At 73.9% G+C, this 26639-nt stretch carries 30 protein-coding genes and 1 pseudogene; 14 read left to right on the forward strand and 17 right to left on the reverse strand.

Annotated features, from left to right (window positions below; translation table 11 throughout):
- Positions 1 to 3 precede the first annotated feature (3 nt).
- Together QE405_RS13400 and QE405_RS13405 are read right to left on the reverse strand one after the other, a co-directional pair.
- Complete coding sequence (locus QE405_RS13400; protein WP_307201516.1) at positions 4 to 1515, reverse strand: DUF7059 domain-containing protein; 1512 nt, start codon at positions 1513 to 1515, stop codon at positions 4 to 6.
- A 220-nt stretch (positions 1516 to 1735) separates the two neighbouring features.
- Positions 1736 to 1939 carry a cold-shock protein gene (locus QE405_RS13405; protein WP_163770910.1) on the reverse strand — a complete coding sequence of 68 codons (204 nt, stop codon included), beginning with the start codon at positions 1937 to 1939 and terminating at the stop codon, positions 1736 to 1738.
- Positions 1940 to 2320: 381 nt separating this feature from the next.
- Between QE405_RS13405 and QE405_RS13410 the strand changes: the two genes are divergently transcribed.
- Positions 2321 to 2878 carry a TetR/AcrR family transcriptional regulator gene (locus QE405_RS13410; RefSeq protein WP_307201520.1) on the forward strand — a complete coding sequence of 186 codons (558 nt, stop codon included), beginning with the start codon at positions 2321 to 2323 and terminating at the stop codon, positions 2876 to 2878.
- Positions 2875 to 4407: an MFS transporter gene (locus QE405_RS13415; RefSeq protein WP_307201521.1), complete on the forward strand. Its 1533-nt coding sequence runs from the start codon at positions 2875 to 2877 to the stop codon at positions 4405 to 4407. The genes QE405_RS13410 and QE405_RS13415 overlap by 4 nt, the downstream gene beginning before the upstream one ends.
- Here the strand turns inward: QE405_RS13415 and QE405_RS13420 are convergent.
- Positions 4367 to 5605, reverse strand: coding sequence for an MFS transporter (locus QE405_RS13420; RefSeq protein WP_307201523.1), 1239 nt, complete (start codon positions 5603 to 5605; stop codon positions 4367 to 4369). The genes QE405_RS13415 and QE405_RS13420 overlap by 41 nt on opposite strands.
- A gap of 126 nt (positions 5606 to 5731) precedes the next feature.
- Here QE405_RS13420 and QE405_RS13425 point away from each other — a divergent pair, with 126 nt between their 5' ends.
- A complete protein-coding gene (locus QE405_RS13425; protein WP_307201525.1) occupies positions 5732 to 5971 on the forward strand; it encodes a DUF6458 family protein in 240 nt (79 codons plus the stop codon).
- Positions 5972 to 6219: 248 nt separating this feature from the next.
- On the opposite strand, the gene QE405_RS13430 is transcribed toward QE405_RS13425, so the two are convergent.
- Together QE405_RS13430 and QE405_RS13435 are read right to left on the reverse strand one after the other, a co-directional pair.
- A complete protein-coding gene (locus tag QE405_RS13430) occupies positions 6220 to 6717 on the reverse strand; it encodes a hypothetical protein (protein ID WP_307201527.1) in 498 nt (165 codons plus the stop codon).
- Positions 6708 to 7277 (reverse strand): RNA polymerase sigma factor, encoded by a 570-nt coding sequence (locus QE405_RS13435; RefSeq protein ID WP_307201529.1) that lies wholly within the window; start codon positions 7275 to 7277, stop codon positions 6708 to 6710. The genes QE405_RS13430 and QE405_RS13435 overlap by 10 nt, the downstream gene beginning before the upstream one ends.
- Positions 7278 to 7440: 163 nt before the next feature.
- Between QE405_RS13435 and QE405_RS13440 the strand changes: the two genes are divergently transcribed.
- The 11 genes and pseudogenes from QE405_RS13440 to QE405_RS13485 all read left to right on the forward strand — a co-directional run bounded on the left by QE405_RS13440 (position 7441) and on the right by QE405_RS13485 (position 13615).
- Entirely contained in the window at positions 7441 to 7902 is a 462-nt protein-coding gene (locus QE405_RS13440; RefSeq protein WP_307201531.1) for an Asp23/Gls24 family envelope stress response protein, read from the forward strand.
- A 7-nt stretch (positions 7903 to 7909) separates the two neighbouring features.
- Positions 7910 to 8224 carry a hypothetical protein gene (locus QE405_RS13445; protein ID WP_307201533.1) on the forward strand — a complete coding sequence of 105 codons (315 nt, stop codon included), beginning with the start codon at positions 7910 to 7912 and terminating at the stop codon, positions 8222 to 8224.
- A gap of 10 nt (positions 8225 to 8234) precedes the next feature.
- Positions 8235 to 8588 (forward strand): hypothetical protein, encoded by a 354-nt coding sequence (locus QE405_RS13450; RefSeq protein ID WP_307201536.1) that lies wholly within the window; start codon positions 8235 to 8237, stop codon positions 8586 to 8588.
- A gap of 34 nt (positions 8589 to 8622) precedes the next feature.
- Positions 8623 to 8799 (forward strand): DUF2273 domain-containing protein, encoded by a 177-nt coding sequence (locus QE405_RS13455; RefSeq protein ID WP_307201538.1) that lies wholly within the window; start codon positions 8623 to 8625, stop codon positions 8797 to 8799.
- Positions 8792 to 9157: a hypothetical protein gene (locus QE405_RS13460; RefSeq protein ID WP_307201540.1), complete on the forward strand. Its 366-nt coding sequence runs from the start codon at positions 8792 to 8794 to the stop codon at positions 9155 to 9157. Before QE405_RS13455 ends, QE405_RS13460 begins: the two co-directional genes overlap by 8 nt.
- On the forward strand, positions 9154 to 9723 hold the full coding sequence (locus QE405_RS13465) for a DUF6286 domain-containing protein (RefSeq protein ID WP_307201542.1): 570 nt from the start codon (positions 9154 to 9156) through the stop codon (positions 9721 to 9723). Before QE405_RS13460 ends, QE405_RS13465 begins: the two co-directional genes overlap by 4 nt.
- Entirely contained in the window at positions 9720 to 10304 is a 585-nt protein-coding gene (locus QE405_RS13470) for a hypothetical protein (protein WP_307201543.1), read from the forward strand. Before QE405_RS13465 ends, QE405_RS13470 begins: the two co-directional genes overlap by 4 nt.
- A 78-nt stretch (positions 10305 to 10382) precedes the next feature.
- On the forward strand, positions 10383 to 10556 hold the full coding sequence (locus QE405_RS13475; RefSeq protein ID WP_307201545.1) for a CsbD family protein: 174 nt from the start codon (positions 10383 to 10385) through the stop codon (positions 10554 to 10556).
- An 89-nt stretch (positions 10557 to 10645) separates the two neighbouring features.
- Complete coding sequence (locus tag QE405_RS13480; protein ID WP_307201548.1) at positions 10646 to 11635, forward strand: YihY/virulence factor BrkB family protein; 990 nt, start codon at positions 10646 to 10648, stop codon at positions 11633 to 11635.
- Between the two features lie 59 nt (positions 11636 to 11694).
- A pseudogene (locus QE405_RS20950) lies at positions 11695 to 12339 on the forward strand (GAF and ANTAR domain-containing protein); the annotation flags it as partial.
- A gap of 46 nt (positions 12340 to 12385) precedes the next feature.
- On the forward strand, positions 12386 to 13615 hold the full coding sequence (locus QE405_RS13485) for an NAD(P)/FAD-dependent oxidoreductase (RefSeq protein ID WP_307201549.1): 1230 nt from the start codon (positions 12386 to 12388) through the stop codon (positions 13613 to 13615).
- 3 nt (positions 13616 to 13618) lie between these two features.
- Here the strand turns inward: QE405_RS13485 and QE405_RS13490 are convergent, their stop codons facing one another.
- The 12 genes from QE405_RS13490 to QE405_RS13545 form a co-directional block, all read right to left on the reverse strand.
- Positions 13619 to 15196 (reverse strand): RecQ family ATP-dependent DNA helicase, encoded by a 1578-nt coding sequence (locus QE405_RS13490; RefSeq protein WP_307201551.1) that lies wholly within the window; start codon positions 15194 to 15196, stop codon positions 13619 to 13621.
- Positions 15197 to 15268: 72 nt separating this feature from the next.
- On the reverse strand, positions 15269 to 16906 hold the full coding sequence (locus QE405_RS13495) for an AMP-binding protein (RefSeq protein ID WP_307201553.1): 1638 nt from the start codon (positions 16904 to 16906) through the stop codon (positions 15269 to 15271).
- Between the two features lie 58 nt (positions 16907 to 16964).
- Positions 16965 to 17915 (reverse strand): TIGR03617 family F420-dependent LLM class oxidoreductase, encoded by a 951-nt coding sequence (locus QE405_RS13500; RefSeq protein ID WP_307201555.1) that lies wholly within the window; start codon positions 17913 to 17915, stop codon positions 16965 to 16967.
- Positions 17912 to 18385 carry a MaoC family dehydratase gene (locus tag QE405_RS13505; protein WP_163774341.1) on the reverse strand — a complete coding sequence of 158 codons (474 nt, stop codon included), beginning with the start codon at positions 18383 to 18385 and terminating at the stop codon, positions 17912 to 17914. The genes QE405_RS13500 and QE405_RS13505 overlap by 4 nt, the downstream gene beginning before the upstream one ends.
- The gene (locus QE405_RS13510) at positions 18382 to 18840 is read right to left on the reverse strand and encodes a hypothetical protein (RefSeq protein WP_163774339.1); all 459 of its coding nucleotides are present in this window, start codon (positions 18838 to 18840) and stop codon (positions 18382 to 18384) included. The genes QE405_RS13505 and QE405_RS13510 overlap by 4 nt, the downstream gene beginning before the upstream one ends.
- Positions 18837 to 19688, reverse strand: coding sequence for a TIGR03084 family metal-binding protein (locus tag QE405_RS13515; protein ID WP_163774337.1), 852 nt, complete (start codon positions 19686 to 19688; stop codon positions 18837 to 18839). The genes QE405_RS13510 and QE405_RS13515 overlap by 4 nt, the downstream gene beginning before the upstream one ends.
- Positions 19685 to 20479: an enoyl-CoA hydratase/isomerase family protein gene (locus QE405_RS13520; protein ID WP_163774333.1), complete on the reverse strand. Its 795-nt coding sequence runs from the start codon at positions 20477 to 20479 to the stop codon at positions 19685 to 19687. The genes QE405_RS13515 and QE405_RS13520 overlap by 4 nt, the downstream gene beginning before the upstream one ends.
- A complete protein-coding gene (locus tag QE405_RS13525; protein WP_163774331.1) occupies positions 20476 to 22455 on the reverse strand; it encodes an acetyl/propionyl/methylcrotonyl-CoA carboxylase subunit alpha in 1980 nt (659 codons plus the stop codon). Before QE405_RS13525 ends, QE405_RS13520 begins: the two co-directional genes overlap by 4 nt.
- Before the next feature lie 7 nt (positions 22456 to 22462).
- Positions 22463 to 24061 carry an acyl-CoA carboxylase subunit beta gene (locus tag QE405_RS13530; protein ID WP_307201563.1) on the reverse strand — a complete coding sequence of 533 codons (1599 nt, stop codon included), beginning with the start codon at positions 24059 to 24061 and terminating at the stop codon, positions 22463 to 22465.
- Positions 24062 to 24085: 24 nt separating this feature from the next.
- Positions 24086 to 24934, reverse strand: a complete 849-nt coding sequence (locus QE405_RS13535) for a phosphate acyltransferase (RefSeq protein WP_163774327.1) — start codon at positions 24932 to 24934, stop codon at positions 24086 to 24088.
- Positions 24931 to 25269: an AtuA-related protein gene (locus QE405_RS13540; protein ID WP_163774326.1), complete on the reverse strand. Its 339-nt coding sequence runs from the start codon at positions 25267 to 25269 to the stop codon at positions 24931 to 24933. Before QE405_RS13540 ends, QE405_RS13535 begins: the two co-directional genes overlap by 4 nt.
- Positions 25266 to 26639 (reverse strand): acyclic terpene utilization AtuA family protein, encoded by a 1374-nt coding sequence (locus QE405_RS13545; protein WP_163774324.1) that lies wholly within the window; start codon positions 26637 to 26639, stop codon positions 25266 to 25268. The genes QE405_RS13540 and QE405_RS13545 overlap by 4 nt, the downstream gene beginning before the upstream one ends.

Raw genomic sequence — 26639 nt, forward strand, 5'->3', positions numbered from 1 at the left:
GCCTCAGACCTCGAGGAACCCGTCGGCCACGAGGTCGCGCACGACCGGCACGTAGGTGCGGCGCAGCTCGGCCGCGTCCTCGTCGAGGAGCTGGCCGAGGGCGTCGAGGATCTGCCCCACGGTGAGGTCGCCGTCGCTCGCGCCGACGAGACCCGCCGTCACGGTGTCCGCCGCGTGGCCGCGACGGAAGCCCCGCTGCTGGCGGAGCACGATCGCCTCGGGGTCGGCCGCGCCGGGTTCGCCGAACGACTCCTGGCGCACGTCGGAGCGCACCCGCAGGCGGGCGCCCAGGAGCGCCTCGTCGTCGAGACCGGCGAGGTCGTCGACCGCGTCGCCCCAGGCGCCGATCGCACCGGCGATGGGCTGCTCGACCTCGTAGGGCCACTCCTCGAGGCGCAGCGTCGCGTCACCCGCGGCGCCGTCGGGCCGCCGGCGCAGGTTGATCCAGCCGAAGCCCACTCCCTCGATCCCCTGGTCGGCGAACCACGAGAGCCAGGTGTCGTAGCGGCGGAGGTACTCGGGCGTGCCCGTCGCCCCTTCGTCGGCGAGCCACAGCTCGACGTACGCCGCGGGGTCGAGCACCTCGCGCTGCACGACGAACGCGTCGCTGACGATGCCCTCGTCGGTCGGTCCCAGCCAGCCGGCGAGCCGCTCGTCCCAGGGGGTGCCCTGCGTGATCACCCAGTTGGCGAGCACCTGGCACCACCCGCCCGGCGTGAGGTGGCGTGGCGCGGCGCGCACGATGTCCTCGACGACCCGGTCGCCGGGCAGGCCGGAGTCGCGGTAGACGAGACGCTCGCCCGTGCCGGGCGAGATGACGAACGGCGGGTTCGTGGCGATCAGGTCGAACTGCTCGTCGCGCACCGGCTCGAAGTAGGAACCGTCCCGCACCTCGATCCCCGTGAGGTCGTTGAGCGCGGCGTTGAACCGCGCCAGGCGCAGCGCCCGCGCGTTGACGTCGGTCGCCACCACGCGGGCAGCGTGGGTGGCGAGGTGCAGCGCCTGGACGCCGCACCCGGTGCCGAGGTCGAGGGCGCTCACCACGTCGTCGCGCAGGGTCAGCTGCGCCAGCGACGTCGAGGCCGAGCTGATCCCCAGCACATGGTCGGCACTCACGCGGTTCGGCAGGCCGTCGAGCCCCGGCGTGAGGTCGCTGGCCACCCAGAGGTCGTGGTCGCCCGCGGCGTCCGGTGCCGCGTAGGGGCGGCAGTCGAGACGGGCCCGCACCTCGCCGACGGACGTCTCGAGGAAGCCTTCCACCGCGAGCCGGTCGACGAGGTCGGGCAGCGCGGCCTCGGCCTCGGCACGGGTGACGGCGGTCTGCAGGAGGAAGAGGCGCGTGAGCGTCGCCAGCGGCGAGCCGTCGGCCGTGCGCGCGAGGCCGGGAGCGGTCTGGTTGCGGGCGAGGGCTGCGTGCGCCGTGCCCCCGAGGAGGTCCGCGACGGCGTCGTACGTGAACCCCGCCGCCAGCAGGGCATCACGGAGACGGTGGGGCAGCGTCGACGAGTCGGTCACGAGCCCCGAGCCTAGCGTCGAGGGCCGTGGCACTTTCCCCGGTCGACCGGGGAACACGCCGCTTAGACCATCAACATTGATGGTTTAAGTGACACTTTCCCCGGTCGACCGGGGAAAGTGTCGCCTCGTCCCGCACCGACCGGGAACGAGGAAAGGCCCCTCCCGCCGGAGCGGGAGGGGCCTTTCGGAGGAGGTGACCCGAAGGTCACGTCCGCCGCGATCAGACGGGGCGGACGTTCTCCGCCTGCGGGCCCTTGGGGCCCTGCGTGACGTCGAACTCGACCTTCTGGTTCTCGTCGAGGGACTTGTAGCCCTGCGTCTGGATGGCCGAGTAGTGCACGAAGACGTCGTCGCCGCCGTCCTCCTGCGCGATGAAGCCGAAGCCCTTCTCAGCGTTGAACCACTTCACGGTGCCCAGAGTCATGGTGACTCACTTCTCCTTGTGTCGGGGCGAGAGCCGTCACTTCGACGGCCCACACCAGATGCGGTGACACGTCGCTCCGACTCACGTGAGTGGTCTTCCCACGAGAAAAAAGCGCCGTTGGATCACAAACTCCGCCGGCTGTACCTGCTGGAACCTTGCACCTGTTGCGAGCGTGAGCGTATCAAGTCCTCCCCAAGGAGCGTCATCCGTCCACAGCCCCAATCTCACGAAACCGGTGAAGTCTGTGCAACGCGTCGGTGACGACGGCGCAACGACGCCAGCGGGAGCCGCCCCCGCAGCGGGTGATCAGGACACGTAATTGGCATCGATGTCTCACTTGAGACATACTTGTCTCAGTCGTATCTCACCCGAAGGACTCCCATGACCTCCCGCGACGACATCGTCACGGCCGCCCTGCGCCACCTCAACGTGCACCCCACCGCGTCGACGGCCGAGATCGCCGCAGCGGCGGGCATCAGCCGCGCCACGCTGCACCGTCACTTCGCGAGCCGCGACGACCTCCTGCGCGAGATCGGGCTGCGCTCGCTGGAGCACTGGACCGGGGTGCAGGAGTCGACCGGGATGGTGGCCGCGACGTCGTCGCGCGACGCGGCACGCCTGCGCGCCTGCGCCGAGGAGATGCTCCGACAGCTGGTGGTCAGTGCGGACGACTTCGCCTTCGCCCTCGTCGACGAGTACCTCTACGCGCTGCCGGAGATCAACGCCCGCACCGAGGAGCTGTTCGAGCTCGAGGTCGCGTTCTGGGCCGCAGCCCTCGACGCCGGCGTCCTCCGCCCCGGCCTCACGCCGCGATGGGTCGCGCACGCGTCGTACGGCGTGCTCGTCGCCTGTCGCGAGGCCCTGCGCCACGGCGACGTCGCGCGTCGCGATGTCCCCGACCTCGTCCTCTCCACCTTCCTGCACGGAGTCTCCGCATGACCACCTCGATCCCGACCCCCCGTCCCGCGACCACCCGGGACCCGCGCCGCTGGGCCGGGCTGGCGGTGCTCTCCGCCAGCCTGCTCGTCGTCGTCATGGACATGACGATCCTCAACGTCGCCCTGCCCGCGCTGACGGCCGACCTCCGCCCCACGTCGGTGGAGCTGCTGTGGATCGTCGACGCCTACGCGCTGGTGCTCGCCGGCCTCCTCGTGCCGGCCAGCGCCCTCGCGGACCGGTTCGGTCGGCGCCGCGCCCTCGTCACGGGCTTCACGCTGTTCGCCGTCGCGTCGCTCGGTGCGCTCGTCGCGACGACCCCCGCGCACGTCATCGGTGTGCGGGTGCTGCTCGGCGTCGGCGGCGCCCTCATCATGCCGTCGACGCTCTCCATGATCCGCGCCCTCTTCTCCGACCCCCGCGAACGGGCGACCGCGCTCGGCGTGTGGGGAGCGATGGCGGCGCTGGGCGGTGCCCTCGGTCCCGTCGTCGGCGGCCTGCTCCTCGAGCACTTCTCGTGGCACGCGGCCTTCCTCGTGAACGTCCCCGTCATGGCGGTCGCGATCGTGGCCGCCCTCGTCCTGCTCCCCGAGAGCCGTTCGGCACGTCCGCCCCGCATCGACGTCGCGGGCGTGGCGCTCTCCGTCGTCGGCATGGCGGGGCTCGTCTACGCGATCAAGCACCTCGCCAAGCACGGCCTCGACCTGCAGGGCGGCGTCACCGCGGTCGTGGCCACCGTCGCCCTCACGCTCTTCGTGCGGCGCTGCCTGCGCACGCCCGAGCCCATGCTCGAGGTGCGCCTGTTCCGTGGCCGGGCCTTCAGCGCCGGCGTGCTCACCGCCCTCACCACGAGCGTCGCGATGTCGGCGCTCCTGCTGCTCGGCGCGCAGTGGCTGCAGCTCGTCGAGGGCTTCTCACCGCTGGAGGCCGGCCTCGCCCTGCTGCCCCTCGCGGTCGGCGGGCTCATCGGCTCGCCGTTCGCCCCGGCGGTGGCGGCCCGGATCGGGGCCCGCACCGTGCTGGCCGGTGGGCTCGCGGTCGCCGGCACCGGCTTCCTCGTGCTGGGGCTGGCGCCCGGCGAGCTCCACTACCCCGTGCTCGCCGTCGCGCTGCTGCTCGTCGGCATCGGCATGACCTCGCTCGCCGTCGCCTCCGCGGTCATCATGGCGGGCGCGCCGACCAGCAAGGCCGGCAGCGCCGCGGCGATCGAGGAGAGCAGCTACGAGATCGGCGCCGTGCTCGGCATCGCCGTACTCGGTTCGATGGCCAGTGCGGTCTACCGGTTCGGGCTCGACGGATCGGCGTACGGTCTCGACGCCGCGAGCGGCGACGTGGCCCGCGAGTCCCTGGCCGGGGCGCTCGAGGTCGCGGAGCAGCACGGGAGCGCCGCGCTCGTCGCGGACGCCACCGCGGCGTTCACCGAGGGGCTCACCTGGACGGGCCTGGCCGGCGGCCTGTTGCTGCTGCTCGCCGCGCTCGTCGTGCACCGGCTCACGCCGCGCGACCTCGATCTCGCGGACGCCGCGCACTGACCGAGGCGGTCACCGTGCTCACGAGGAAGAGGGCGGTGGTGCCGAGGACCACGAGCAGGGGCGCGGTCCACGACCCGGTCGCGTCGTGGACCGCGCCCAGCAGCGTCGGTCCGACGGCCGCGAACGCGTAGCCCACGCTCTGCACGAGGGTCGACATCCCCGCGCTCTCCCGGTCGGACCGCGCCCGGCGGGCGACGATCGTGAGGATCAGGGCGAAGCCACCGCCCTGCGCGATGCCGCCGAGGACGCTGCCGACGAGGTACGCCGAGGGCGCGAGCAGCAGCTGGGCCGGCATCGCCATCCAGAGCAGGCCGACGACGCCCGCGGCGACGGGCTCCCGCAGCCGCAGGGCCAGCAGCGGGACGCCGAGCGCGCCGACGACGGCGGAGACCTGGAAGACGGACGCCAACGCACCAGCGGCACTGCCCGCTCCGGCCTCGTCGGCCAGGATCGAGGGCAGCCAGGCCGTCAGCGAGTAGAAGGACGTGGACTGCCCCGCGAACGCCACCACGAGCAGCACGGCCACCGGGTCGCGCCAGACCGGGCCGGACGGGACCGCGGTCGCCACGTCCGGCGCGTCCGCCGCGCCCGACGTCGCCCCCTCCGCCGGACCCGGCGCCGCGCGCCGCGAGGTGCCCACGACGCGCCACCAGACCAGCGCGGCGACCACGCTCAGCACCGCCGGCGCCAGGAGGGCCGCCCGCCACCCGGACGCGGACGCGAGCGGGCCGCTGCCGATGAGCACGATCATCGAGCCGACGTTCATGACGGCCGTGTAGAGGCCCGTCACCGTGCCCACCCGCTCCGGCGCGACGCGGCTCCGGATGAGCACCGGCACGACGACGTTGCCGATGGTGATGCCGAGCCCGATGACGACCGTGCCGAGGACCGCCACCGCGAAGGATCCGCTCGACCGCACCAGGGACCCCACCAGCACGAGGCCCAGGCAGGCGAGGACCGCCGACTCCGCGCCGTACCGGCGGACCAGGGCGAGCGCGACCGGTGCGGCGAGCGCGAAGCAGAGCACCGGCAGGCTCGTGAGGAGGCCGACGGCGCCGTTGCCCACGTCGAGCGCCGACCGCAGCTCGTCGGTCACGGCCGAGACGCCGACGAACGGCGACCGCAGGTTGAGCGCCAGCAGGACGAGCGCCACGAGGAACACCCAGGGCCACCGACCGACGACGCGTTCCGAGCTCACCGACGCCACGGTAGGCCCCGCCCCGGGACTGCGCGCGCGCAGGCTGGGTACCACCGTCCTTGAGAACGGCCTGAGTACCGGGCAGGCTGTCAAGTCCCTGTTTCATCACCCGAGAGAAGGTGCGTCATGGGATACGGATTCGGAGGGTTCCTGGTCGTCGTCGGCCTGGTGCTCGCCCTCGCAGTGCGCGACAGCATCAACGAGGTCGACCTCGTCATGGTCGGCTGGATCATGGCGGCGGTCGGCGTCGTCGTGCTGCTGCTCACGGCCGTCACCCTCAACCGTGGCGGTCGGGCGCGCTCGCGCACGACGGTCACCGACCCGAACGGCGTGCAGCAGGTCCGCGAGACCCGCACCGACATCTGATCGGCACGCCGCACCCCCGCAGGAACCAGCAGCACCGCAGCACCCGCACGATTCCCCTCAACCCCCACCCAGGAGGAACCCATGAACACTCGCACCATCGCCATCGCCGCGCTCGTGATCGCCGTGATCCTGCTGCTGATCTTCCTTCTCTGATCCGGTGTGCCCGGCCGCGCTGCGGCCGGGCACACCCGGGAACGCCGACGGGGCGGACGCATCCAGCGTCCGCCCCGTCTCGCGTCCGCGGGGGCTCAGACCACCCGCGGATCTCCCGGCACGACGTCGACGAACGCGATCGCGACCTGGGCCGGCCCGAAGGCGGGGTCGGGTCCGAGCAGGGCACCCAGCTCCTGCAGCACGACGGCGCGCACCGCGTCGGCCAGCGGCCGCAGCTCCACCCCGTACGCCGCGACGAGGTCCAGCTCGAGACGGTCCAGGCGGCCCTCGTCCACCACGAGGCGGATCGCCGACGGGGCGTGGGTGGGACTGGTCTGCAGAGCACGGCGCAGGGCCGTCCTGACGACGCGGTCGGTGACCCACGTGCGCGAGCCCTCGTCGTCGTGGTCGACACGCCCCCGCGCGTCGTGGACGAGGATCGGGACCGCGGGGTCGAGCACGGACCGCAGGCGTCCGCGGACGGTCGCGGCCACCTCGCTCCATCCCTCGGGAGCGCCCTCCGCCGCCTCCTGGCGCGCGGCGTCGGCAGCGAGGTCGAGCGCGTCCTTGTGCTCCAGGTGCTCTAGCGCCACCGCTCCATCCTCTCCGCCAGCGTGCGGCGGCCGCGGTGCAGGTGACCGCGTACCGCTCCGACCGTCGTGTCCAGCGCCACCGCGATCTCGTCGTACGACATGCCCTCGATCTCCCGGAGCAGCCAGGCGGCGCGCTGGTGCCACGGTAGTTCGTCGAGCGCAGCCTGCAACGCCCGGAGGAGCTCGACGCGCTCGACGTGGCGCAACGGGTTGTCCTCGGAGGGCCGCGCCATGGCCGACAGCAGGTCGTCGTCGATGGGGGTCGGACGACGGTGCCGGTTGAGGTCGGCGGCGCGGCGGTGGACCAGTCGGAACAGCCAGGTGCGGAAGCTCGACCGCCCGGCGAACGTCCCGATCCCCTTCCACGCGGAGATCAGCGCCTCCTGCGTGACCTCCTTGGCGTCGGCGTCGCTGCCGCTCACCAGTCGCAGCGCGTAGCGGTACATCCCGGGGCCGTGCCGATCGGCGAGCAAGCCGAACGCCTCCTCGTCCCCCAGGCGCGCAGCCCGGAGCAGCGCGTCGTCGGAAGCCCCGCTTCGCTGCGGGCCGTGGGTGCTCACCTCAGGCAGCCTGACGGGGCCACCCAAAGCGGACTGCCGGTGCCCGCTTCCACACCTCCCAGCCATTGTCAATAGACGTGACTCAGGTCACAACAATCCGCCGTGACGAATCACCTGCACGACGCGACCAACCCATGTCCGACCTTGAACGAGAGGAACTCACATGACCGAGAAGCAGGCCCCCAAGGCTCCCAGCACCACCGCCCTCGAGCAGCGCGGCACCGGCACCCTCGCCTCCGAGGACGGCCGCACGTCGATCGCCGACACCGTCGTCGCGAAGATCGCCGGCATCGCGACCCGCGAGATCAGCGGCGTCCACGACCTCGGTGGCGGCGCCGCCCGCGTCGTCGGCGCCCTCCGCGAGCGCATCCCCGGCTCGCGCACGAACCTGTCGCAGGGTGTCGCCGTGGAGGTGGGCGAGCGCCAGGCCGCCGTCGACCTCGACATCGTCGCCGAGTACGGCGTCGCGATCGCCGACCTCGCTGCCGCCGTGCGCCGCAACGTGATCGCGTCCGTCGAGCGCATGACCGGGCTCGAGGTCACCGAGGTCAACATCACGGTGCACGACGTCTACATCGAGGGCTCGGACGAGGACACCGAGCCCACCGCCCCGCGCGTCGAGTGAGCGCGGCGTGACCCACGAAGCGCCGGAGACCGCGGGGGAACCCGAGGTCGACGTCGCCGACCAGGTCGCCGCGGCCGTGCTCGCGGTGCCGGGCGTCCACGCCCTGCACCCGGGCGCGTTCGGGGAGATCGCGACCTACCTCCCCGGTCGACGCGTCGCCGGCGTCCGGGTCGCCGACGAGCGGTGCGAGGTGCACGTGGTGCTGCAGTACCCGGCTCCCCTCGCGGCCACCACCGACGCCGTGCGTGCGGCCGTCCGCGCGGTGGTGCCGGGTCCCGTCGATGTGACCGTGGGTGACGTCGTGGACCCGGCAGCACCCTGAGCGACCCGCGATGACCATGCCTCCGTCTCCCGACCGACCGGACCCCGACCAGCTGCGCGCGCTGCGACGAGCGGCGGCACTCCGTCACCACCCCGACCGGGGCGGCGACCCGGAGGTGTTCGCCCGCGTCATGGCCCGGCTCGACCCTCGGCTCCCCCGCGCCGCGGGTCCGGACGGCACCGGTCGCGGGGAGGCCGGGCGGGCGGACCGCACCTCGGTCCGCCCGCCTCCGGTCACCGTCGTCCGCACCGGCTGGGCCCGGTCCGCCGGCCCGCTGCGACGTCGGGGGCGCACCGTCCTCGCCCTCGCGCGGCAGCGACTGCCGCGATCCGTCCCCGGCGCCCGGCGCTACGGGCGGCTCTGACCACCCGACCCTTCCACCCTGAGGAGTACCCACCATGACCACCTCGAGCCTCGGCCTCGTCGCCGGCCTGCTGCTGACCCTCGCTGTCACCACCGGCGGCTTCCTCGGCCTGCTCCTCGCCGTCGTCCTCGGCGGCGGCGGCTACCTGCTCGGCGGCCACGTCGACGGGCAGTTCGACCTCGGCGCCATCCTGCGAGGACGTCGTGACTGACCCCACCACCGTCGACGCCGCCGACCGGGGCACGCTCGAGGTCCGCACCAAGGCCATCCGCACCCTCGTGGAGCAGGCGGCCCTCGAGACGCCGGGCACCGTCGCCCACCGCACCGGCCTGGCCCGTCTCACCGGGCAGGGCCGCACCTCCGTCGAGATGCACGGCCGCAGCGCCCGCGTCACCACCGACGTCGCCTGCGTCTGGCCCTGCGCCGTCACGCAGATCGCCGTCGAGGTGCGTGACCGCATCCGGGACCTGGCCGCCCGTTACTCCGGCGTCCACATCAGCTCGGTCGACGTGACCGTGCACATCGTCGCCCCCGGCGACACCGACCAACCGCGAAGGAGGGTGGAGTGAGCACGACAGGATCCCTGCCGACCCCGGTGAAGGCGGCGCCGCGCTCGCTGCCCGCGTCCAGCATCGTGGCGGTCCTCGTCGCACTGGCGCTGGTGGCCCTGGCCGTCGTCGCCGGCCACTACCTCGCCGCGCGCCAGGGCTGGATCTCCGGCCAGGACAGCTGGCTGACCCCGGCCGTGGAGGCGCTGGACGGACTGACGGCCAGCGTCGCCGTGCTCGTCGCGGCCGCCGTGCTCGGCGTGGTCGGCCTGCTGCTGGCCGTGCTGTCCTTCGCACCGGCCCGCACGTCCCACGTGCGCAGCGCCGCCCGGGTCGACGGCGCCGCCCTCGACCTCTGGGTGTCCCCCGCGGCCGTCGCCGCGGTGGCCCGCAACGCCGCCGATCGCGCCCCGGGCGTCGTCGCCGCCGAGACGGTGCGCGTGTCCCGACGCCGCATCCGCATCGCCGTCACGACCCAGCGGGACGCCGGCCCCGTCCGCGAGGCGGCCACCACGGCCGCCCGGGAGGCCGTCGGCTCCCTGTCCACCGCACGCATCGACGTCGTCACGAAGGAGCTGCCGCGATGACCCCTCGTCTCCGCCTCCTCGACCGCACCGTCTGCCTGCTGCTGGGCCTGGCGCTCGTCGCGATCGCCCTGCTGGCCTTCGACTGGCGCTACGGCGTGGTCGGGACCTACGCCGACGCGCTCAGCACCACCGCCGCCGTCGACGTGGTCGAGAGCAGCTGGTGGCCGTGGGCGTTCGCCGCCGGCGCGCTCGTGCTGGCCCTGCTCGCCCTCGCCTGGCTGGTGGCGCACCTGCGCCGCCCCGGCCCGGGCAGCGAGCGTCTCGACGCCAGCGACCCCACGGGCCGCCTCGAGGTCGACCTCCGGTCGGCGGCCTCGGCCGTCGCCGAGCGCTTCGCCGAGCTGGCCCCCGTGGCCCACGCCCGCGGCACGACCGAGCAGCGCGGCCGGCACGCGCTCCTCGTGGTCCACGGCCACGTCGACCCCGCCGCCGACGCCGACGCGCTGGCCGAGGCGACCGCGACCTGCACCCGCGAGGTGGCGGCGGCCTTCCCCGACGACGACGTGCGCTTCCGCGTCGTCCTCGAGTCCCCGCGACGCCGCCGGCTCGGCGGGGGCGACGACCGGGTCCGGGTCCGCTGACGCGGGACAGGACCTCCACCCACGTCCGCGCTCGAGCGCGGCGACAACCATCACGCACCACCTGAGAGGAGAACCACCATGGGTATCGCTGACAAGGCCAAGAACGCCGCCGAGGACCTCAAGGGCAAGGCCAAGGAGGTCGTCGGTGACGTCACCGGCAACGACGAGCTGAAGGCCGAGGGCAAGGCCGACCAGACCAAGTCGTCCGCCAAGCAGGCCGGCGAGAACGTCAAGGACGCCTTCAAGGGCTGACCTGACAGGGTCCTGACGGGCGGGTCGGGCGGCCTCGGGGCCGCCCGGCCCGCTTCGTCGCTCCCCGCACCCGACGAGAGGACCGCACCATGGCACCGTTGGTCGCCCGCATCGACGCCTTCCAGCGCCGACGCCGGGCCGTGGGCCTGCCGCTGGGCGTCGTCTACAAGTTCGTCGACGACACCGGCCCCCACCTCGCGGCCCTCATCACCTACTACGGGTTCATCTCGCTCTTCCCGCTCCTGCTGCTCGGGTCGACGGTCCTGGGCATCGTGCTCGACGGGAACCCCGAGCTGCAGGCCCGCATCATCGAGTCCGCCATGGCCCAGGTGCCGGGGCTCCAGCAGGACCTCGCCCAGCCCGAGGGGCTCGGGGGCGGCGTCGCCGGCGTGGTCATCGGCGTCCTCGGTGCGTTGTACGGCGCCTCCGGCGTGGGCCAGGCCGTGCAGAACGCCTCCAACACGGCGTGGAACGTGCCGCGCCACCTGCGGCCCAACCCGGTCACGTCCCGGGTGCGCAGCGCGGGCCTGGCCGCCCTCATCGGTCTCAACGTCGTCGGCACGACGGTGGTGGCCGGCCTCATCGGCTCGGCCGCCTTCCTCGGCCCGCTCGGCAGCGTGCTCGTGCTGGCCACCACCCTCGCGGTGCACGTCGCGACCTTCGCGAGCGTGTTCCGGCTGTCGGCGGCACGCAGCCTCGACTGGCGCACGGTGCTCCCCGGTTCCGTGCTCGCCGCCCTGGCGTGGCTCGCGCTGCAGTACGTCGGCGTCGCCTACGTCGGCCGGTACGTCGCGTCGAGCTCCGTCACGAACGGCGTCTTCGCCGTGGTCCTGGGCCTGCTCGCCTTCCTCTACCTCGCGGCCGTCCTGGTCGTCGTCGCCATCGAGCTCAACGTGGTGCTCGCCGAGCGGCTCTACCCGCGGTCCCTCCTCACGCCGTTCACCGACGACGTGGTGCTGACCGAGGCGGACGAGCAGACCTACGAGGAGATGGCGAAGGCCCAGGCCCTCAAGGGCTTCCAGCGCATCGAGGTCGAGTTCGACCCGCAGGAGCGCGAGCACGTGGAGCGTGACGAATAATCGGGGCCGTGATGCCCCCAGACGCGCTGCGTCGTGCCGTGGCCGACGCCGCCCAGGACATGCAGGCCGGTCGCGGTCGCGCCGAGACCGTGCAGGTCGCCGCCGACGCGGTGCGCCACCTGGTCCCCGGCTGCGACATCGCCGCCATCTCGGTCCTGACCCGCGACGGCCTCGACAACGTGGTCTGCTCCCCGGCGTCGGCGGGTGCTCCCGTCCACCCCGAGCCCGGCGACGACCGGAGTGCCCGCAGCGGCGTCCAGCTCGTCGACGACCTGCAGTACGAGATCCGGCAGGGCCCGTGCCACGAGGCCATGACCGTGCTCGAGACCGTCCACAGCCCCGACATGGCGGCCGAGGAGCGGTGGGCCGGCTGGGCGCCGACCGCGGTGCGCGAGCTGGGGATGCACAGCGTGGTGAGCCACCCGCTGCGCTCCGGGGGCAAGGTGCTGGGCGTCCTCAAGGTGTACGGCGCGCGCACCGCCGCCTTCGGCAGCGACGACATCGAGCTGGTCGCCACCTTCGCCGCCCACGTGAGTGTCGCAATCGCGGCGGCGACCCAGGTCGAGCAGCTGGGGGACGCCCTGGACACGCGCACCCTCATCGGCCAGGCGACGGGGTTGCTCATGGCGACCTACGACCTGCCGGCCGACGCCGCGTTCGCCGCGCTGGCCCGCACCTCGCAGACGACGAACACGAAGCTGCGCGACCTCGCGCGGCCGAGGTGGTCCGCACGCGACGGCTGCCGGACGCGTGACCGTGGGCAGCGGGGCCGACCACGACGTGGTCGTCGTGGGCGGCGGCAACGCGGGCATCTCGCTGGCCGCCCGCCTCCTCCGACGCGGCGTCCGCGACGTCGCCGTGGTCGAGCCCCGCGAGCGGCACCACTACCGACCGCTGCTCAGCTACGTCGGCGCGGGGCTCGCACCGATGTCGTCGGTGGAGCGCCCGACCCGCAGCCTCGTGCCCGACGGGTGCACCCTCGTGCCGGACCGCGTCACGGCGGTGGACCCCGGGGGTCCCGACGCCCCCGCCGCCGTGCGCACGGCGGGCGGACGCCGGCTGCGCGCTCGCACGCTGGTGCTGTGCCCCGGCCTGGAGGAGGACTGGGACGCGACGCCGGGCCTCGCCGCGGCGTACGCGGACGGGTGGGCCGCCTCGACGTTCGTCGGCGAGTCCGCCACCCGGGTCTGGCCGGCACTGCGCGACCTCGAGACCGGTCGTCTCCTCTTCTCGGTGCCGCCGGAGCCCGCGCCCTGCGCACCCACCGCGCTCAAGCCGCTGCTCATGGCGTGCGACCACTGGCGCCGTCGGGGCGTCCTGCAGCGGCTCGACCTGACCCTCGTGCTCCCGTACGACGCGGCGCTCGGCGTCGCCGGCCCCGACCGCCACCTCGAGGACGCGTTCGCGTCGTACGGGGTGCGGGTGGTGCGCGGTGCGCGGGTCGAGCGCCTCGCCGACCGGTCGGTCACGGTCACGTCACCCGGGGGCACCGAGGTGGCCGACGACCTGGCGTTCGCCCACGTGGTGCCGCACTACCGGGCCCCGCGCTGGATCACCGACGCGGGGCTGGCCGGGGACACCGCGGCCGGTCTCGTCGACGTCGACCCGGGGACGATGCGGCACCGGCACCACCCGGCCGTGTGGGCCCTCGGCGACGTGGCGGACCTCCGCACCCGCCCGTCCGGCGGCGCGCTGCGCCGTCAGGTCGCGGTGCTGGCCGACCTGCTGACCGACCGGCTGACCGACCGGCTGACCGGGAGTCCTGTCGCGGACGACGGTCCGCGCTACGACGGGTACACGGTCATGCCCATCACGCTCGACCGTCGCCGCCTCATGCTCGTCGAGATCGACCGCGACGGCCGGCCGGCCCCCACGGTGCCCTTCCCGGACCTGGCGCGACCGCGGCGGTCGACGTGGCTGGTGGACCGGTACGGCCTTCCGCAGGTCTACTTCCGACGCATCCTGCGCGGCCGGGTCTGAGGCTCACGCCGGCTTGAGCAGCTCCTGGTCGTCGACCACCTCGGTGGCGAGCGTCTTGTAGCCGGTCTCCTCGAAGAGCACGGTGAGCTGACGCTCGTCGGCGTCGACGACGACGCCCGTCCCGAACGAGCCGTGCACGACGCGCTCCCCGCGGCGCTCGTCGTCCACCCGGGGCGCCTCGCCGGCGCGGCCGCTCGTGCAGTTGTCGCACTGCGTGCAGTCGTCGGACGCCTGGCCGTAGTAGCCCAGCAGCCAGGCCGCGCGGCAGCGCCCCGTGCCGGCGTACTCCAGCATCATCTCGACGCGCGACTGCTCGAGCCGCTTCCGCTCCCGGGCGACCTCGCGCACGGCCTCGACGTCGGCGTCGACCCCGGCCAGCTCGACGAGGTTCAGCACGCGCGTCGCCGCCGCCGTACCGACGTCCGCCGCGCGGGCGACCTCGCGCGGCTCCTCGGCGCCGACCCGACCCACCGCGGCGAGCACGGCGCGGACCGTCGACCGGCGGGGCACCCCGGCCGCGAAGAAGCGGCCGAGGGCACGGTCCTCGGGGCGGTGCACGAGCACGACCTCCGCCGGTTCCCCGTCACGGCCGGCCCGGCCGATCTCCTGGAAGTAGTCGTCGACCGAGGCCGGGGCACCCGCGTGGACCACGCGCCGTACGTCGGGCTTGTCGATCCCCATGCCGAAGGCCGAGGTCGCCACGAGCACGTCGAGCTCGTCGGCGTCGAAGCGGCGGTGCACCTCCTCGCGGGCGGCGCGCTTCATGCCGGCGTGGTACGCCGCGGCGCGGCGCCCGTCGGAGCCGAGCGTGGCCGCGAGCTCCTCGGCGTGGGCGCGGGTGCGGACGTAGACGAGGGTCACGCCGCCCCGGTCCTCCCGGGCGAGCTCGAGCACGCGCGCGTCGAGGCGGTCGCCGTCGGCCGCCTGCTCGACGACGAGGGCCAGGTTGGGTCGGGCGAGGTCGGCGGTGACGACCGTGGGGTCGGCGAGCCGGAGCCGGGTCGTGAGCGACTCCAGGACGGGGGCGGCGGCGGTCGCGGTCGTCGCCACCCGCACCGCGCGGGCCTCGGTGTCGTCCAGCCGGTCCAGGAGGGCGCCGAGCCGCAGGTAGTCGGGCCGGAAGTCGTGACCCCACTCCGAGACGCAGTGCGCCTCGTCGACGGCGACGAGCCCGGGCGGGCAGGCGGCGAGCGCCTCCGCGACCGCGGGGTTCGCGAGCTGCTCGGGGGCCAGGAAGAGGAGGTCGACCTCGCAGCGGCCGACTGCGTCGAGGAGCTCGGCGCGACGGCGCTTGCCGAGGGTCGAGTCGAGGGCCTCCACCCGGGTGCCCGTGCCGTCGAGGTGCGCGACCTGGTCGCGCTGGAGGGCGATGAGGGGCGACACCACGAGCGTCCAGCCCGGGGTGAGACGCGCCGCGGCGAGGTAGACGAGCGACTTGCCCGAGCCGGTCGGGGCCAGCACGACGGTGTCGCGCCCCTCGACGACCGCGGAGATCGCCTCCCGCTGCCACGCCGTCGGCTCCTCGACACCGAGTGCCGCCGCTGCTTTGTCGACCTTCGCCCCGGTGCGTTCGTCACTCATGCACGGAGCCTAGGAGGGGCCCCGGTAACGGACCGCCCGGGGTGAGGGCGGAGGGTCGGCGTCCGGCCGTCGTCAGCGGGACCGCCGGCGCTGGCCCCCGTCCCACGTGGTGCCGGTGATGCCCCGCTCGCGCAGCTCGGCCTTGCGCACCTTCTGCGTCGACGTCTTGGGCAGCGCGTCGACGACGTCGACGTACCGCGGGACGGCGAAGTAGGCAAGCCGGTCCGCGACCTCCGCGACGAGCGTCGCGGGGTCCAGGTCGTGGCCCTCCTCCGGGACCACGCTGGCCATCACCGCATCCTCGCCGAGCTCGCCCGGCACCGCGAAGACGGCTGCCTCGGCCACCGCCGGATGCCCCGTGAGCACGTGCTCGACCTCGAAGGCGCTCACGTTCTCCCCCGAGACCCGCAGGGCGTCCTTCAGACGGTCGCGGAAGGAGAACGAGCCGTCCTCGTGGCGCACCACCTGGTCGCCCGTGTGGAACCAGGCGTTGCGGTGCGCCTCCCACGTCTTGTCGGGCTGACGCCAGTAGCCGAGCTGACCGACGAACGGCCGCGTCGGACGCGTCAGCAGCTCCCCGGGCGTGCCGTCGGGGACCGGACGGTCGTGCTCGTCGGCCACCACCACCTCCCACCCGGGCGCCGGCACCCCGCACCGCCCGGGACGGCGCTCCCCGTGGGGCACCCCGAGGGGGATGCCCGAGTCGGTGGAGCCGTAGAGCTCGGTCAGGTCCGTGCCGAAGCGGGCCGCGAACTCCGCGTCGTGCCCGACGGGGAACGGCACCACCATCGCGAGCCGCAACCGGTGCGCACGCTCGTCGGGCTGCTCGGGCTGCTTCCACAGCAGCGCCCCGATCGCGCCCAGCATGTTGGTGACGGTCGCGCCCGACGCGGCGATCTCGGTCCAGTAGCGGCTGGCGCTGAAGCGGGGGGACACCACGACCGGCGCCCGGTTGCGCACCCCCGGGAGGAACGCGGTGTACATCGCGTTGATGTGGAACAGCGGCAGGCAGGTGTAGATGACGTCGTCGGCCGTGTAGCCCATGACCCACTCGGTGTTCTCCGCGAACGCCAGCGCCGTGCGGTGCGACCACATCACCCCCTTCGAGGGCCCGGTCGTGCCCGAGGTGAAGAGGATGGCGAGCAGGTCGGAGTCGACGGCCGGGTGCGGGTCGTGGACCGGCGGTGCACCGCCGTCGCGGAGGGCGGAGAAGGGCTCGGCCCACGGGGGCAGACCCGAGAGCCGGTACGGCGCTGCCTCGTCCCCCGTGGCGGGGAGCACCCAGGTGCGCGTGAGGGCGCCGGAGCGCTCGAGGGCGCCGGCCACGTCGACCAGCACGTCACCGTCGGCGACGAGCCGGCACGGTCCGACGAGGTCGAGCATCGCGGTGAGCGCGTCGCCCCGCAGGGCGGTGTTGAGCGGCACCGAGACCGCGCCCAACCACGCCGTCGCGAGGGCCACCGTCAGGAACTCGACCCGGTTGCCGACCATGAGGACGACGCGGTCGCCCGGGCGCACCCCGTCGGCGGCGAGGGCGCCCGCGACGGCGCGCACCTCGCTCAGCAGCGCGGCGTAGGTGAGGGACGGGCCGTCGATGAACCGGACGCACGGGGCGTCCGGGTGCGTGGTGGCCGCCTCGAGCAGCGTCCTGGGGACCGAGGCGGTCCGCTCGTCGCCCGCGGTCGGGCTCGTGGTGTGGTGCTGGGGCACGGGGTCCTCCTCCGACCGGAGCCGGGTGTCCGGGTGTCCGGGTGTCCGGGTGGGCGGGCTAGTAGGGCTGGTAGACGCCGGCGCGGTCGAGGACCGCGCCCCACCGCGCCTCGAGGGCGGCAGGCACGTCCTCCTGCCTCGCGGTCACGGCGAACTCGTCGAGGAGCTCGTCGGTCACCAGGGCCGTCATGTCGTCCCAGCGACCCTCGCGCGACATCTGCCGCAGGCGGTCGGCGCGCTCGCCCTCGCCGTACAGGTCGAGGACCCAGCGGTACGCCGGGGTCGAGGCGTAGAAGGCGATCTGCTTGCGCACGGCGTGGCGCGCGACGTCGACCTCCTCGTCCGTCGTGCCCGTCGCGACGAGGACCGGGCACGTGAGCTCGAACCCGCCGGAGCGCCGGCGGTCGCCGACGGCGGGGGCCACGCGCTCCTCGTAGGTCCGGGGCGAGGTGAGCGGGTGCAGCACGAGGCCGTCGGCGACCTCCGTGGCCATGGCGACCATCGCCGGCCCGACCGCCGCGAGGTGCACGGGCGGTGCGCCGACGCCCGACGGACCGGGGTCGAACATCGGGGTCATCAGGGTGTGCCGGTAGTGGCTGCCGACGTGCTCGAGCGGGACCCCCTCGTTCCAGCACGCCCAGATCGCGCGCAGGGCGGCGACGTAGTCGGCCATCCGTTGCACGGGCTCCGACCACGTCTCGCTGAACCGCCGCTCGACGTGGGCGCGCACCTGGGTGCCGAGCCCCAGCACGAAGCCCCCGCCCGTGACCCGGGCGAGCTCGTGGGCCAGTCCCGCGGTCACCATCGGGTTGCGGGCGAAGGCGACCGCCACGGAGGTGCGGAGCTGCAGGCCCGGAGCGGCCAGGGCCGCCACGGCGAGCGGGGAGAACGGCTCGCGCGGCGCCTCGAGCGCCCACAGCCCGTCATAGCCCTGCTCCACGGCGGTCCGCGCCACCGAGGCAGCGGTGCCCAGCTCCAGGCCGAAGCCCGGGTAGAGGTCGATCTTCACCGGGGGTCTCCTCCGTCGTCAGGTGTCGTCGGGCGGGGCGGGAGCACGACGCGCGCGGTGCCGCGGACGACGTCGCGACCGTCCTCGGCGCACAACCACACCGCGCAGGTGGCGATGCGGTCGCCGTCCGCCGGATCCGCCACGTCCTCGATGACGCCGCCCGCCACGAGCACCTCGCCGGCGAAGGCGTTGCTGGTGAACCGGACGTCGAGGCTGCGCACGAGCCCGGCGTCACCGGTCCAGCGCGCCAGCATCTCCCACAGGTAGCCCACGTTGAGCGGACCCTGGTTGATGACGCGGTCGCCGAGGCCGAGGCCCCGGACCACCGCGGGGTCGAGGTGGATCGGGTTCGGGTCGCGCAGCAGGAGCGCCGTCGGCTTCATCGCCTCGGCCCGGACGGTCACGGCCAGGTCGGGGAGGTCGTCGCCCACCGCCTCGGCGGTGACGGCAGGGGCGGCGGGGGGCCTCACGCCGCCGCCTCCGGCCGCGGGACGATCATCGAGGCGTGGCACCGCACCGCGACGACCTCGGTCGCCGTCCCGTCGGGGCCCGCGGACTGCTCGACGATCTCGGTGACGTACTCGACCACGTCGAACACCGGCACCCGTCGCCCCGTGCGCCGGGTGGCGCCGAGCACCTCGCACCGCACCACGTACTCCCGCTCGTGCTCCAGCGGCCGGACCTGCTCGATGCGGCACTCGCCGAACATGACGCCGTCGTCGGTGCCGGCGCCCAGCATCCGGAAGAGGCCGTCGAGGCCCTCCCCCATGCCCCGGAACGACCCGACGACGGTCCACGCACCGTGCGGTCGCTCGCCCGACGTGGGTGCGCCGAGCGCGTCGCGCAGCAGCCAGTCCTCGAACGCCTGGATCCGCAACGCCCCGTCCCGCATCCGGGCCGGGCCGACGGACCCCGCGGTGCTCACGCGTCTCCCGTGGTCGCGACCGCGGACGCGGGGAGGCGCGCGGCCCCGGGGAACTGCCCGGGCTCCCGGCCCGCTCCCGGCGGGCCGGCGAACGCCTGCGCCACCGTCATCCACTCCGCGGCGACGTCGCCCTCGGTCTCGAGCGCGGTGTCGGCCACGTGGCGCCGCTGGGTCACGACCAGGCAGAAGTCCTCGGCCGGGCCCCGCACCACCTGGACCGCCGTCGGGTCGCCCCACGACCACCGGGCGCCGTCGGGTGCCTCGAGGTCGACGCGCACCGGCACGTCCGGGACGGCCAGCCCCCGCGTGCGGTAGCTGTTGGGGAAGGCCAGCACCCCGATCCGGGCGACGTGCCGCAGCCGGTCGGTGGGCTCGCGACGGGCCCCCAGGGCGTCGACCACGTCCTGACCGTGCGCCCAGGTCTCCATGATGCGGGCGGTCAGCTTGGACGCCAGGCTCATGGACGGGCCGAACCACGGGACCCGGGTGCTCGGGTCCGCGGCCGCCGCGGCGACGAGCAGCCCCTCGGACTCGCGCTCCCACCAGTCGAGCACCTCGGTGCCCGACAGGTGGGCGTGCTGCGGGCCCACCCCGTCGACGTACCTCTGCAGGTCACCCATCTCCTCGTCGCGGAAGCGGACGAACGCCGGGGGATCGGCGATGCACGTGCGGGTCACGCCGTCGAAGAACGCGAGGTGGGCCATCTCGTCGTGCACCGACCACCCCGCCGCGGGCGTCGGCAGGGACCACACGTGCGCGGGCTGCTCGCGCAGCAGGGCGAGCAGCGCGTCGCGCTCGGCGCGGAGGTCCTCGACCAGGCCGGCGACGACCGCCGCCGGCGTGCTCATCGCCCCTGCCAGCGGGGACGGCGCTTCTCCGCGAAGGCGCGCGGCCCCTCCTGCGCGTCCTCGCTCAGGTAGACGGGAGCCCAGATCTCCTCGGCCACCTCGAACGCGGGCGTGCGCCCGTGCTCCGCGACCGCGTAGACCATGCGCTTGGCCGCCCGCACCGACAGCGGTGCGTTCGCGACGATCGTGGCCACGAGGGCGCTGGTGGCCGCGCGCAGCTCGGCCGCGGGGACCACGCGGTTGACGAGGCCGATCTCGTGGGCGCGCCGGGCGTCCACCCGGTCGCCGGTGAGGAGGATCTCCATCGCGGCGCGCGGCGGCACCAGCCAGGGCAGCGGGGCCGCCCACGGCGATCCCCGCCCCACCTTGGCCTCCGAGACCGCGAACGTCGCGGTGTCCGCCGCGACGACGAGGTCGGCCGACTGGGCGAGGAGGAAGCCGCCGCCGAACGCGCCCCCGTTCACGGCGGCGATGACCGGCTTGGTGACCTCCACGGTGCGACCCGGCTGCGGCACGAAGTCCGGCGGCGGGATCGTGAGACGCGTGCTCGCCATCTCCTTGAGGTCCCCGCCCGCGCAGAACGCCTTGTCGCCGGCTCCGGTGAGCACGACCACCTGCACGGCGTCGTCGGCCTCCGCCCGCAGCAGCAGCTCCTTGAGGCCCGTCCGCACCGCCAGGTTGAGCGCGTTGCGCGCCTCGGGCCGGTTGATCGTGATCCAGGCGGCGCCGTCGACGACCTCGTAGAGGACCGCCTCGGTGTCGGTGTCGGCTTCCGTGCCGGTGGCGCTCATGCCTCGTCCTCCTCGGTCTCCTCCAGCACGATGAGGACGGTGCCCGTGTCGACGGCGCCCCCCGTGCTGACCGGCACGCTCGCGACGACCGCGTCGGCGGCCGCCTTGATCGCGTGCTCCATCTTCATGGCCTCGAGCACCAGCACGGTCTGTCCCGCGACGACCCGGTCGCCGGGGGCGACGTTGACCCGCACGACGGTGCCCGGCATGGGTGCCAGGAGCGAACCGGCCTCGAGGGCACCCGCCTTGTCGACGAACCGCGGGACCACCGTGAGGTCGAGCGTGCCGTCCGCCCAGGACACGTACGCCGCTCCCTGCGCCCGCACGACGTCGAACCGGCGTCGTACTCCGTCGACCACCAGGTCGACACCGTCGGGGTCCACCCGGTGCAGCACCACGTCGAGCGCCGTCCCGTCGACCTCGAAGCGGGGACGCCGCCCGAGGTCGTAGCCGACGTCGAACCGGCGGTCGCCGACGGCGTACGCGCGGTGCTGGAGCTGCGAGCGGACGTTGCGGAAGCCGGACGCGACGTGCCGTACGACGCGGCTGCCGTCCCGCTCGAGGGCCTGGTCCGCGAGGGCGACGGCGAGGACCGCCGCGCCCTCCACCGCCGGCGTCGGGGTGGGCGCCAGGTCGCGCGGGTCGAGCCGGTCGAGGAAGTGCGTGTCGATGCGGCCGGCCACGAACTCCTCGTGCTCGAGGATCCCGACGAGCAGCGTGCGGTTGGTCGTGACGCCCAGGACCCGGGCCCCCCGGAGGGCACGGACGAGCCGGGCGGACGCCTCCTCGCGGGTGCGCCCGTAGCCGATCACCTTCGCGAGCATCGGGTCGTAGTTGGTGCTCACCACGTCGCCCGACTCGACGCCGCCGTCCACCCGCAGCCCCGGCACCTCGGGGATCTCGAAGCGGTGGAGCGTGCCCGCGGCCGGCAGGAACCCGTTGAGCGCGTCCTCCGCGTAGAGGCGCGCCTCGATGGCGTGCCCCGTGATCGTGGGGGCGAAGGCCTCCGGGGGCAGCGGGAGACCGGCGGCCACGTCGATCTGCAGCCGCACGAGGTCGAGACCCGTGACGAGCTCGGTCACCGGGTGCTCGACCTGCAGGCGCGTGTTGACCTCCAGGAAGTAGAAGTCCCCGCCCGGTGCCAGCAGGAACTCGACGGTCCCCGCTCCGACGTACCCCAGCGCGCGACCGGCCTCGACGGCCGCCGCGCCCATGCGCTCGCGCAGCTCCGGAGTCACGACCGGCGAGGGCGACTCCTCGATGATCTTCTGGTGGCGCCGCTGGATCGAGCACTCCCGCTCGTTGAGGTGCACGATCGCTCCGTGCGTGTCGCCGAAGATCTGGATCTCGACGTGGCGCGGCTCGTCGACATAGTGCTCGAGGAACACGGTGTCGTTGCCGAACGCGGACCCCGCCTCGCGCCGGGCCGAGGCGATGGCCTCCAGGAGCTCGGACTCGGCGCGCACGACCCGCATGCCGCGGCCGCCGCCACCGAACGACGCCTTGACCAGGACCGGCCAGCCGATCGCCTCGGCGACCGCGAGCACCTCGTCGTCCGGCACGCCGGTCAGGTCGCGGCCCGGCAGCACGGGCACGCCCGCCGCCTCCATCATGTCGCGGGCGGTCAGCTTCGAGCCCATCGCCTCGATGGCCTCGACGCCCGGACCGATGAACGTGATGCCCGCCTTCTCGCAGCGGCGCGCGAAGTCGGCGTTCTCCGAGAGGAAGCCGTAGCCGGGGTGCACGGCGTCGGCGCCCACCCGCTCCGCCGCCTCGAGGACGGCGTCGGCGCGGAGGTAGGACTCGGCGGGGGTGGCGCCCCCCAGGGGCACCGCCTCGTCGGCCTCCAGCACGAACGGCGCCTGCGCGTCCGCGTCCGAGTAGACGGCGACCGTCGCGATGCCCATCTCGCGGCAGGTGCGGAAGACGCGTCGTGCGATCTCCCCGCGGTTGGCGACCAGGACCTTGGTGATCATCTCTTCCTCACATCCGGAAGACCGCGAACCCACGGGTCCCGGTCACCTCGTTGTTGTGGCACATCGACAGGGCCATCCCGAGCACGTCACGGGTGTCCCGGGGGTCGATGACGCCGTCGTCGTAGCACTGGCCGCTCATGTAGAGGGCGAGCGACTCGGCCTCGATGCGCTCCTCGAGCGCCGCGCGACGCTCCGCGTCGGCCTCCTCGTCGAAGGGCCGGCCGGCGTTCTCCGCGGCCTGGCGGGCGACGATCGACATGACGCCGGCGAGCTGCTCGGGCCCCATGATCGCCGTCTTCGAGCTCGGCCAGGTGAAGAGCAGACGGGGGTCGTAGGAGCGGCCCGACATGCCGTAGTTGCCGGCGCCGTACGAGGCCGCCAGGTTGATCGTGATGTGCGGGACCTTCGAGTTCGTGACGGCGTTGATCATCTTCGAGCCGTCCTTGATCATGCCGTTCTGCTCGTACTGCGTGCCGACCATGAAGCCCGTCGTGTTCTGCAGGAAGATCAACGGGGTGTCCGTCTGGTTGCAGAGCAGGATGAACTCCGCGCCCTTCTTGGCCTCCTCGTTGAACAGCACGCCGCGCGCGTTGGCGAGGATGCCCACCGGGTAGCCGTGGACCGTCGCCCAGCCGGTGACGAGGGCCGTGCCGTAGAGCGGCTTGTACTCCTCGAAGCGCGAGCCGTCGACGACCCGGGCGATCACCTCGCGCGGGTCGAAGGGCACCTTCAGGTCGACCGAGGCGATGGCGAGCAGGTCCTCGGGGTCGTGCACGGGTGCGTCGACCTCCGCGGCGGCGGGCGTGCCGTGCTTGCGCCAGTTGAGGTGCTCGACGATGTCGCGGCCGATCGCGATGCACTCCTCCTCGTCGGCGGCCAGGTAGTCCGCCAGGCCGGAGGTGCGTGCGTGCATGTCGCCGCCGCCGAGGCTCTCGTCGTCGGCGTCCTCGCCGGTCGCCATCTTGACCAGCGGCGGACCGCCGAGGAACACCTTCGCCTGGTTCTGCACCATCACGGCGTAGTCGCACATGCCCGGCACGTAGGCGCCGCCCGCCGTCGAGTTGCCGAACACGAGCGCGATGGTCGGGACACCGGCCGCCGAGAGCGCGGTCAGCTCGTGGAAGAGCCTGCCCGCGGGCACGAACAGCTCGGCCTGCCGCTGCAGGTCGCCGCCGCCGGACTCGACGAGGCTGATGGTGGGGAGCCGGTTCTCGCGGGCGACCTGCATGGCCCGGAGCACCTTCTTCCACGTGTAGGGGTTCGAGGCGCCGCCCCGCACGGTCGGGTCGTGGGCGACGATCATGCACTCGACGCCGCTCACGACGCCGATGCCCGTCACGCAGCTCGCCCCGACGGGGAACTCGGTCCCCCAGGCGGCGACGTTGCCGAGCTCGAGGAACGGTGCGTCACGGTCGACGAGCAGCTCGATGCGCTCGCGGGCGAGCAGCCGACCACGCTCGCGGTGGCGGGCGACGTACCGCTCCCCGCCTCCCGCGATGGCGAGGTCGAGCTGCCGGTCGAGCTCCGCGATCCGCTCCAGGTTGCCCTCGCGGTTCGCGACGGCGACGTCCGAGCCGAGGTCGAAGGTGGAGGTGAGGACCTTCATCGTTCTCTTCCTTTCCGGGCGGGCTCAGCCCGCCATCGGGTCCGATGCCCGGTGGGCGCTCTCGGCGCGGGCGAGCAGGTCGACGGTGGCGACGATGTCGTCGGTGGAGCAGCCGCGGGAGAGGTCGACCCACGGGCGGTCCAGCCCGAGCACGAACGACCCGAGGGCGGTGGCGCCCCCGACCCGTTCGGCCACCTTGTAGGCGATGTTGGCGGCCTCGAGCGACGGGAAGACCAGCACGTTCGCGGCCCCGGCGACCTGGGACCCGGGCGCCTTGCGGGCGGCCACCCGCGGGTCCACGGCGACGTCGAACTGCACCTCGCCCTCGACGAGCAGGTCGGGTCGCTCCTCCCGCACCCGGCGCGTGGCCTCCTGCACGAGCAGCACCCGCGGGTGGGCCGCACTGCCGGCCGTCGAGAACGAGAGCATGGCGACGCGGGCGCGCTCCGCGAACGTGCGTTCGTGGTGCTCGGCCGCCGTCACCGCGATCTCGGCCAGCTGCGCGGCGTCGGGGTCGGGGACGACGACGCAGTCGGCGTACGTCGTCCAACGGCCCTCGGGGCCCCCGATCGCGAAGCAGGCCGAGACGAGGCGACCGCGCCGCAACCGGCGGATGCCGGCGCGGACCATCTCGGCGCTGGAGGTGAGGCTGCCGCCCACACCGGCGGCCACGATGCCCTCGGCCACCAGCCGGGCGAGGTGGTCGACCGGGCTCGTGCCCGCCGGCGCGGTGACCCGCTCGGCACCGGGCGGTGCGTCGTCGCCGGCGGTCCCGACGAGGACCGGCACGACCCGACCGGCGGCCACGAGGCGGGCCGCTGCCTCCTGGACGCGGGCGTCCTGCGCGTCGGCGAGCCCGATCCGGACGGTCATCCCAGCAGCTCGGTGGGCACCTCGACGGTCATCTGCAGCAGGCCGAGCGACAGCGTCTTCCCCTGCGCGTCGGTGCGCAGCGACGCCGCGCCCCCGCCGTCGAGGGCGTCGTGGAGCAGGAAGTTCAGCGCCTTCAGGTTGGGCAGCTCGTGGCGCTCGACCCCGCCGCGGCAGAGCGCGCGGAAGTGCGCCTCCACCCGCGCGGGGGTCACCTGCTCCCGCAGCACCTCGAAGACGCGCTCGTCGTCGGTCCAGAGCCCGATGTTGGCGTCGGCGCCCTTGTCTCCCGAGCGGGCCGAGGCCACCCGGCCCAGCGGAACGGTCGTCGTGCTCATGCCACGACCTCCTTCACCTGCACGCGGGCCTCGACGGCCGACTTCTCGATCAGGGCCGGCCAGAAGCCGACGATCTCGCTCGCCTTGGGGCGTCCTCCGGCGAAGCCCGTGAGACCCGGGGGGCCGGAGGTGAGCAGCGAGGCCAGCTCGGCGCCGAGCCTGTTGACGGCCGCCTTGTCGGTCGAGCGCACGGAGACGCGCAGCACGACCTCGGAGGGGGCGGTCGCCGGCTCGGGGAGCATGTCCGCGTAGAGCACGTTGGTGCCGACGACCTCGACGAGGCAGTCCTCGGCCGGGAAGACGACGCCCTCCTCGGCGAGGCGGGCGAGCAGGATCTCGGCGGTGAGGCGGGCCTTGGCCGCGGCATCCGGTCCGCCGACCGTCAGCTGGGCCGTCGTGCGCCACCCGTCGAGGGTGCTGATCGACACCTTGTAGGTGTCGGTGGGCGCGCTGCCGCGCACCCCGTGCACCCGCACCCGGTCGGGGCCGTCCTGCTCGAGGCGGATGGAGGTGAAGTCGGCGACGACGTCGGGGGTCAGGTAGCGCTCGGGCTCCCCCAGCTCGTAGAGCAGCTGGGCGGTGACCGTGCCGACGTCGACGAGTCCGCCGGTGCCGGCCTTCTTCGTCACGACGAACGTCCCGTCCGCGGCGACCTCCACGAGGGGGTAGCCGATGCCGGCCAGGTCGGGCACCGACTCCCAGCGGTCGTAGTTGCCGCCCGTGCACTGCGTGCCGCACTCGAGGATGTGTCCGGCGACCGTGCCCGCTGCGAGGAGGTCGTGGTCGTCCTCGGTCCAGCCGAACTCGTGGATGAGCGGCGCCAGCGTGAGCGACGGGTCCGTGACCCGCCCGGTGATGACGACGTCGGCACCGGCGGCGAGCGCCTCGGCGATCGGGAACGCCCCGAGGTAGACGTTCGCGCTCTGCACCCGGTCGAGCTCGTCCGCGAGCGGGGCCCCGGTCGTCATGTTGGTCAGTCCGTGACCGCTCTCGAGGAGGCGCGGCAGGTCCGCCATGACGTCGTCCCCGCCGACGGTGGCGACGACGACGTCGAGCCCCAACCGGCGCACCACGTCGTCGACGGCCGCCGCGCACGCCTCCGGGTTGACCCCGCCGGCGTTGGCGATGACCTTGATCCCGTGCTCCTTGCAGTGGGGCAGGATCCGCTCGAGCTGGGCGACGAAGTCGGTCGCGTAGCCCGCCTGCGGGTTCCGCGAGCGGAGCTTCTGCATGATGCTCATCGTCACCTCGGCGAGGAAGTCCATCGTCAGGTAGTCGATGCCCCCGCCCTGCACCAGCTGCAGCGGACCGCGGGCGGAGTCGCCCCAGAAACCTTGGCCGTTGCCGACCCTCACCACGTTGCGTGTCAT

It is taken from the genome of Nocardioides zeae (assembly GCF_030818655.1).
In the GTDB taxonomy this organism is placed as follows: Bacteria; Actinomycetota; Actinomycetes; order Propionibacteriales; family Nocardioidaceae; genus Nocardioides; species Nocardioides zeae_A.